Source organism: Streptococcus sp. HMSC077D04 (assembly GCF_001808785.1).
GTDB classification, from domain to species: Bacteria; Bacillota; Bacilli; order Lactobacillales; family Streptococcaceae; genus Streptococcus; species Streptococcus mitis_BX.
Window position 1 is genome coordinate 51,742 of sequence record NZ_KV794527.1, and the last position, 9,016, is coordinate 60,757.

The 9,016-nt window shown below is 38.2% G+C and carries 4 protein-coding genes and 1 pseudogene; all 5 read left to right on the top strand.

Features of this window, described 5'->3' with window-relative positions; all coding sequences use genetic code 11:
* Positions 1 to 4,839, top strand: a 4,839-nt coding sequence (locus tag HMPREF2701_RS03775; protein ID WP_070482148.1) for a ZmpA/ZmpB/ZmpC family metallo-endopeptidase, incomplete at its 5' end; no start/stop codon positions are given.
* A 72-nt stretch (positions 4,840 to 4,911) separates the two neighbouring features.
* Entirely contained in the window at positions 4,912 to 6,633 is a 1,722-nt protein-coding gene (gene pabB / locus HMPREF2701_RS03780; RefSeq protein WP_061590305.1) for an aminodeoxychorismate synthase component I, read from the top strand.
* A complete protein-coding gene (locus HMPREF2701_RS03785) occupies positions 6,634 to 7,251 on the top strand; it encodes an alpha/beta fold hydrolase (RefSeq protein WP_061590304.1) in 618 nt (205 codons plus the stop codon).
* Positions 7,252 to 7,300: 49 nt separating this feature from the next.
* Positions 7,301 to 8,110 (top strand): N-acetylmuramoyl-L-alanine amidase family protein, encoded by an 810-nt coding sequence (locus tag HMPREF2701_RS03790; RefSeq protein WP_080975959.1) that lies wholly within the window; start codon positions 7,301 to 7,303, stop codon positions 8,108 to 8,110.
* A gap of 87 nt (positions 8,111 to 8,197) precedes the next feature.
* Positions 8,198 to 9,016, top strand: a pseudogene (locus HMPREF2701_RS03795) (N-acetylmuramoyl-L-alanine amidase family protein); the annotation flags it as partial.

Here is a 9,016-nt window from a genome sequence, read left to right on the forward strand (position 1 = left end):
GCAAAAGGAACCCAAGAGGCAGGCAAAGAAGGTCAAGCTCTAACACAACCAGAACTACCAGAGGCTCCAGTTGAAGCAAAAGGAACCCAAGAGGCAGGCAAAGAAGGACAATCTCTAACACAACCCGAATTGCCAGAGGCTCCAGTTGAAACGAAGGGCACTCAAGAAGAAGGTAAAGCAGGTCAAGCTCTGACACAGCCAAAATTACCAGAAGCCCAAGTAGAAGTAAAAGGTACACAAGAGGAAGGTAAAGCAGGTCAAGCCCTTATACAAGAACAGTTACCTGAGTACAAAGTAACTGAGGGAGCGGTTACGAAAGAAACTACTACTGAGATTGACTATAAGACAGAAATTATCGAGGATCCAACCAAATATACGGATGAAGAAACTGTAGTTCAAGATGGAGAAAAGGGCAGTAAAATTACCAAAACGACTTATAAGACTCTCGAAGGTGTTGAGACTGACCAAGTTTTAAATACAACAACTACTGTTGTCAAAGAACCAGTCACTAAAAAAATAAGCCGTGGGACAAAACCAATTGAAGGAACTCTGGTGGAAGAAAGTCTTGAAAAGATTCCATTTAAGGAAGTTCTTAAAGAAGATGACCAACTGAAAAAGGGTGAAAGAGTTACTGTCCAAGAAGGAAAAGATGGGCAGAAAAAAGTTACCAAGACTTACAAAACTCTCAAAGGTTTAAAAACTGAAGAAGCACCTAAAATTGTGGAACAGGTTCTGGAGTTAGACCAAGATCGTATCGTCAAATTAGGAACTAAAAACTTTGAAAAACCAATCTTAAGTTTGTCACTTGTTGATGTTAATGATTTGAAACGATCATCTCAAATTCGTTATAATTTGGAAAATCCAAGTAAAGCAGCCATTAAATCTATCACTCTAACTCTGAAAAAAGGTGATGAGATTGTGAAGACCTTGAATGTTTCACCAGAAGATCTAACAGCTTCTGTGACAGAACTACAGTACTATAAAGATTATAAACTTGAAACGAAGATGGTTTATGACCGTGGTGAGGGTGATGAGGAAGAAGTTCTGAAAGAAGAACCTCTAAGAATTGACCTCAAAAAAGTTGAAATCAAAAACATCAAAGAAACAAGCTTGATGAGTGTGGATGCTGACGGTAATGAAACAGATACTAGTTTGCTGACAGAAAAACCAGCTGATGTTGCTCCGCTTTATTTACGAGTGACCACTCATGATAACAAAATAACAAGACTTGCTGTTGACAAGATTGAAGAAGTAGAAAAAGACGGAAAAACTTTATACAAAGTCACTGCCAAAGCACCTGATTTGATTCAACGGAATGCTGACAACACACTTAGCGAAGAGTATGTCCATTACTTTGAAAAACAAAAAGCACACGATGGTGATGTATATTATAGCTTTAACGACCTAGTAACGGCTATGAAAGCTAATCCAAGTGGTACCTTTAAACTTGGTGCAGATTTGAATGCAGCAAATGTACCAACTCCGAATAAACAATATGTACCTGGTAAATTTAGCGGAACTTTAACAAGTGTTGACGGTAAACAATATACCATTCATAATATGGCTCGTCAGTTATTCGATAACGTTGAAGGCGGTACAGTTAAAAACATTAACTTAGGTAATGTTAATATCAATATGCCTTGGATTGAAAATATTTCCGCACTATCAAGAGTAATTAAAAATGCCACAGTTGAAAATGTTAAGGTAACTGGTAGTATCCTTGGTAAAGATGGTATTGCTGGTATCGTAAATAAAGGAGATACTGGTGGACTTCTTAAAAATGTTGCTTTCATCGGTAAACTAACAGGTGTCGGTAATAAAGGTTGGGATCTTGGTGGTATCGCCGGAGAACTTTGGCGTGGTAATATTAAACATGCATACGTAGATGCTGATATTGTTGCAGATAGAGCACGTGTTGGTGGACTTGTCGCTAGAACCGATAACGGTTCTGATCCTAATGGTATTGATAAATACGCTTCTGTTCGTAACGCTGTTACTAAAGGAACTATTGATGTGAAGAACCCTGTTGAGGTAGGTGGTTTCATTAGTAAAAACTGGACATGGGGGCGTGTTGCTGACACAGTTTCAATGATGAAAGTCAAAAACGGTGAAGAATTCTACGGTTCTAGAGATTTAGAAGCAGAAGGTGGATATTACACAAAAAACTGGATTGAAAGAAACTACGTTGTTAAAGATGTGAGTGAAGGTTCTCACTCATTTAACGGTTCTCGTAGTAATCGAATCCAAGAAATCAGCCTAGAAGATGCAAATAAAAAAATAGAATCATTCGGAATTACAGCTGATAAGTTTGAAATTAAACCTCTTGTTGAAGATGCACTTAATAACGTAAAACCAAAAACAGATACTTATAAAGATACTCAAGATTATGATGTATCTCGTGAGCTTGCTTACCGTAATATTGAAAAGCTTCAACCGTTCTACAACAAAGAATGGATTGTAAATCAAGGTAATAAGATTCCTGAAGATTCTAAATTACTAAATACGGAAGTTTTATCTGTTACAGGTATGAAAGATGGACAATTTGTGACCGACTTATCAGATGCTGATCACATTATGATTCATTACGCTGATAAGACGAAAGAAATTAAGGCTATTACACAAAAAGAATCTAAGGTTCAACAAGTTCGTGAATATAGTATTGAAGGATTAGGTGATATTGTCTATACACCAAATATGGTTGTTAAAGATAGGACACAATTGATCAGCGATATCAAAGCTAAATTAGCTTCTGTTGAACTTGATTCAGATGAAGTTCGTAAGATTAATAACAATCCTAAGATGTTATACATGGAAGAAAGCTTCAAAGAAGTAAAAGATAATCTTGATGCTTTAGTTAAAGCTTTAGTTGAAAATGAAGACCATCAATTAAATACGGACGAAGCAGCTAAACGTGCATTGATTAAAAAAGTTGAAGATAACAAAGCTAAAATCATGTTAGCTCTGGCTTATTTAAACCAATACTATGGAATTAAATTTGACGGATTAAATATCAAAAATATGATGACCTTCAAACCGGATTTCTACGGTAAGAACGTTAACGTACTTGATAGATTAATCAGCTTCGCTTCAAATGGTAACAACCTAAAAGGTGATCAATCACATGATGCATTTAACAGAGCTCTTGCAAGTGCTACTGGTAAAGCTAACTTACACGAATTCCTGAAGTACAACATGGAATTATTCACTAGTGAAACAGATATGAATACTTGGTTCAAGAATAACATTGCAGATAACGCTTATGTTGTTGAGAAACAATCATCAAATCCAGATTTCGCTAATAAGAAACATAAATTATATGAAGTAATTAATAATGGGCATCACGGACGTTATATTTTACCACTTCTGAATTTGAAGAAAGCGCATATGATCTTAATTACGACCTATAATACCATTGCCTTTAGTTCATTTGAGAAATATGGTAAGAACACAGCAGAAGAACGTGAAGCGTTCAAGAAGCAGGTTGATTTACGTGCGCAAGAACAAATCAATTATTTAGACTTCTGGTCAAGACTTGCTGCTGATAATGTACGAAATAATCTTCTTAAGAGTGAAAATATGGTACCATCTGCAATTTGGGATAACCATGATGTACCAGGTTTGGGATGGGTTGACCGTATGGGACATACGAAGAAAGGCGATTTTGCTCCAATTCGTGAATTCTATGGTCCGACTGATAAGTGGCACGGATACAATGGAATGGGTGCATACGCTTATATCTTCCAAAATCCACAACCACAAGAGGCCGTATATTACATCATCTCTAGCATGATTAGTGATTTTGGTACATCTGCATTCACTCACGAAACAACTCACATCAATGACCGTATGGCCTACTTAGGAACATGGCGTCACCGTGAAGGAACAGACGTTGAAGCCTTTGCTCAAGGTATGTTGCAATCACCATCAGTTTCAAATCCAAATGGTGAATATGGTGCCTTAGGATTAAACATGGCTTACGAACGTCAAAATGATGGAAATCAAATTTACAACTATAATCCAAATGTGTTAAGTAGTCGTGAGAAAATCGATCACTACATGAAGAATTACAATGAATCCATGATGATGCTTGATTACTTAGAAGCTGAGTCTGTCATCAAGAAAAATACTGGAACAAATGATAAGTGGTTCAAGAAGATCGATAAGAAATATCGTGAAAAAGCGGATCGCAATGGCTTAGTTGGTGAACCACACCAATGGGATTTAGTTCGTGATTTGAATGATGACGAAAAGAATACGAAGCTGACAAGTATTGATCAACTGGTTGATGGAAACTTTGCAACGAAACATGGATTGCCAGGAAATGGTTATTACCGTACTGAAGGATTTGATTCTGCTTATACTGTAGTAAATATGATGACAGGTATTTATGGTGGTAATACAAGTAAGAGTGCGGTTGGTTCAATCTCATTCAAACATAATACCTTCCGTATGTGGGGATACTTCGGTTATCTAGACGGATTCTTAGGTTATGCATCAAACAAATACAAACAAGAATCTAAAGCTGCTGGTAATGTAGGTCTTGGTGATGACTTTATTATTAATAAAGTTTCTAACGGCAAATTCCAAAGTTTAGAAGCATGGAAGAAAGCATGGTATCATGAAGTACACGAAAAAGCCCAAAGAGGTTTTGTTGAAATTGAAATCGATGGTCAAAAGATTTCAACTTACGCACAACTTCAGACCTTATTTGATGCAGCGGTCGAAAAAGACCTTCAAGGTAATGATTTCAAGAATACTGTAGATCTTAAATGGAAGGTTTACAAACAACTCTTGCAGAAATCAGATGGATTTGCTGGTGATTTATTCACTAAAGCATAATCAATAGTAAGAAAATAATAAAAAGGTAGATCAGCTTTGTCTGGATCTGCCTTTTTGTGCTATACTTAAGGTATGCATAGAAAAACAGTGATTGATTTTAGGGCTTTGGGGGAGAGATACACCTTTACCCAGCCGATTAAAGAGTTAAAAACGAGGGATTTAGCAGAAGTGGCAGATTTGCTGGCACAAGTGGAAAGTTACCAAGAGCAAGGCTATTATGTAGTGGGCTATGTCAGTTACGAGGCTGCACCTGCTTTTGAGGAGAAATTAGCAGTTCATAAAGCGCCTTTACTGGCAGAGTACCTGCTATATTTTACAGTTCATGATAGGGTAGAAACATCCCCTATTCCTCTGATTTATGATGAAGTTGATTTGCCTTCTGATTGGCAGGAAGTAACATCTGCAGCAGACTATGAAAAGGCGATTGCCCAGATTCATCATCATTTGCGGCAGGGGGACACCTACCAGGTCAACTACACCGTCCAACTCAAGCAAGACTTAAGTGCCAATCCTTTTGCCATCTACAATCGTATGGTAGTAGAGCAGGAGGCGGGCTACAATGCTTATGTTGAACATGACGAGATGGCAGTGATTTCCATGAGCCCAGAGCTCTTTTTTGAGCAAAATGACCGCGAGTTGACAACACGACCAATGAAGGGAACGACTCAGCGGGGAGTGACTGACAAAGAAGATTTAGAACAGGCTAGCTGGTTGGAGCAGGATCCCAAAAATCGCTCTGAAAATATGATGATTGTGGACCTCTTGCGCAATGATATGAATCGTATTTCTGAAGTGGGGAGTGAGCACGTGGAGCGTTTGTGTCAAGTGGAGCAGTATTCGACTGTTTGGCAGATGACTTCGACTGTCAAGAGTCGGTTGCGAGAGGAAATTGACCTTGTTGAAATCTTCCGTTCTCTTTTTCCTTGCGGTTCCATAACGGGAGCACCGAAAATTGCGACTATGGAGATTATAAAGGACTTGGAGCCACAACCGCGTGGAGTCTACTGCGGAACGATTGGTCTCCTGCTTCCAAATGGACGACGGATTTTTAATGTTGCTATTCGGACCATTCAACTCTACAAGGGGCAAGCTATCTATGGAGTAGGCGGAGGCATTACATGGGATAGCACATGGGAATCTGAATACCGCGAGGTTCATCAAAAGGCAGCAGTTCTCTATCGTAAACAAGCTCGCTTCCAATTAATTACAACTGGAAAAATCAGCCAAAAACAACTGATGTTTGAAGAACAACATCTGGAAAGACTGAGAAAAGCTAGTCGGTATTTTGCCTTTCCATTTGATTCAGAAATTTTGAGACAAAAGATAGAGGAAGAGTGTCAAGCTTGTGATGATAATCATGATTATCGCTTACGTATTTCTCTCAGTAAGTCTGGAGAGATAGAAGTCGAACGCCGAGTATTAACCCCCCTTAGTACAAGCTTTTGTCAGGCCCAACTCTGCCTTCAGGAAGCCAATTTGCAACAAGCTTTTACCTACTTCAAAACGACTCACCGACCGCATTTGAACCTAGGGGAGCAAGAGATCATTTACCACAATAAGTCTGGAGAACTTCTTGAAACCTCTATTGGAAATTTGGTTCTGAAAATCGATGAGAAACTCTACACACCGCCTATCCGACTTGGAATCTTGCCAGGAATTTATCGTCAGCATTTGCTGGAAACAGGAGAGGTAGAAGAGAAAGTCTTGACCATAGAAGATTTGAAGGGAGCAGAAGCTATCTATGGCTGTAACGCGGTGAGGGGCTTGTATGAGTTGTTAGTAAGGGAGAACTAAATGAAATTAATATTTTTACATGGCCTAGGTCAGTCAGCAGATAGTTGGAAAGAAGTGCAAGAGTTGCTTGTAGATTATCCTTCTGAAGCCCTAGAGTTATTTCCTTCCGGAGTTGCTACCTATCAAGAAGCTAAGGAGCGCATTTATCAGCACTTGTCAGAGGAGACAGAACCTTTTGTCCTAATCGGTTTGTCCTTAGGAGCTGCACTTGCATTAGAGCTGTCAAGTTACGATTTGCCAAATCTTCAGGCCTTGGTTTTGTCAGGCTGTCCATTGAAACTAGCTGGCAATATCCCTTTTTACATTCAGTTGCTGATATTTAAACTACTCCCCAAAAGGACATTTGAGAAACAGGGAGCAGATAAATCGCTTTTGGTTGGAGTTTCTGAGGAATTAAAAACACTTGATTTAAGAGAGATTGCAAAGAATTGTCCCTATCCAACTTTGTTAATTTGTGGTAGTCAAGATAAGCCTAATCTCAGTTCAATGAAAGCTATTCAAGAACTGATGCCAAATTCCCAATTCCAGATTATCCCTGACGGTCCTCATGTCTTGAATAGAGCTAAACCAAAAGAGTTTGTAGCAATAACTAGAAGTTTTCTTGAATTGCTGAAATAAGTTTGATAAAATAATATTGAAAACGATATCATAATTATGGGAGAAAGAAATGAGCAAACGTCTATTTTTAAAAATGAGTCTGGCAACCTTGCCAGTTTTAGCCTTATTTTCACAACCTGTGTTAGCAGAAGAAAACATTCATTTTTCTAGTTGTAAAGAGGCGTGGGCGAATGGATACTCAGATATTCATGAGGGAGAACCTGGTTATTCTGCTAAGTTAGACCGTGATCATGATGGTGTGGCGTGTGAATTAAAAAATGCCCCAAAAGGTGCTTTCAAAGCAAAACAATCAACTGCGGCTCAAAACAATACAAATTCAGCAACAACAAGTGGCTGGGTTAAGCAGGATGGTGCATGGTATTACTTTGATGGAAATGGAAATCCAGTGAAAAATGCTTGGCAGGGAAGCTATTATCTGAAAGCGGATGGTCAAATGGCACAGAGCGAATGGATTTATGATACTTCCTATCAAGCTTGGTATTATTTGAAATCAGATGGTTCTTATGCAAAAAATGCATGGCAAGGAGCTTACTACCTTAAATCAAATGGTAAGATGGCTAAAGGTGAGTGGGTCTACGATAGTAGCTACAAATCATACTACTACTTGACATCAGAAGGCAGTTACGCTCGTAATACTTGGTCAGGTAATTATTATCTCAAATCAGATGGTAAGATGGCTAAAGGTGAGTGGATATATGATAGTAACTACAAATCATATTACTACTTGACATCAGAAGGCAGTTACGCTCGTAACACTTGGGTAGGCAATTACTATCTTAAATCAAACGGTAAAATGGCTGTGAATGAACGTACACCGGATGGTTATCGTGTAGATGGTTCAGGTAAATGGGTTAAATAAGAAATTAAAAAATAGGATAATAGGTAATATCAGATGAATAAAAAAAGATTATTAGTATGTGCTTTGGCATTTTCAACAGTTGGAGTATTGTCAACAATTGACACAACAGGAGTTCTACCTTTTTCAGCGCAAACGGTGCAGGCTGACACACAAACTCTTACCCCAACTGCAAAATATTATATTATTCTTCCGAATGATGCAGAAATATTTAATAGATGGAAGGGAACTGTTAATATTCCTATTATTGGGGCTACAAAAACTACTCCAGAATTATCTTATTTCCAAGAATCCGATCGTAACTATATAGCTAATGAGAATAAGTCGGGTGCCAATTACATAGAGTGGAAAGGAACAGTAGAAGAGTTTAAAGAGGCCATTAAGAAGCTGACTGATAAAAAATCAACTACTGCAACACCAAAAAAGGATGAAAAGCCAACACCAAAACCTACAGTTCAGTCTGGTTGGGTAGGTTCATCCTATTATCAAAATGGTAAAAAAGTCACTAGTAAGTGGATTTTTGATAAAAAATATAATTCATACTTCTATCTAGATGCATCAGGAAATTATGTTCAAAACGCTTGGGTAGGTAACTATTATCTCAAATCAGGCGGATACATGGCTAAAGGTGAGTGGGTTTATGATAAGAGCTACGGCTCATACTACTATCTAACATCAGAAGGTAGCTACGCTCGTAACACTTGGTCAGGCAATTATTATTTGAAGTCAAATGGTAAGATGGCTAAAGGTGAATGGATTTATGATAAGAACTATGGTTCATATTACTATCTAACATCAGAAGGTAGCTACGCTCGTAATACTTGGGTGGGTAATTACTACCTTAAATCAAATGGTAAGATGGCCAAAGGTGAGTGGGTTTATGATAAGAACTATGGTTCATATTACTAT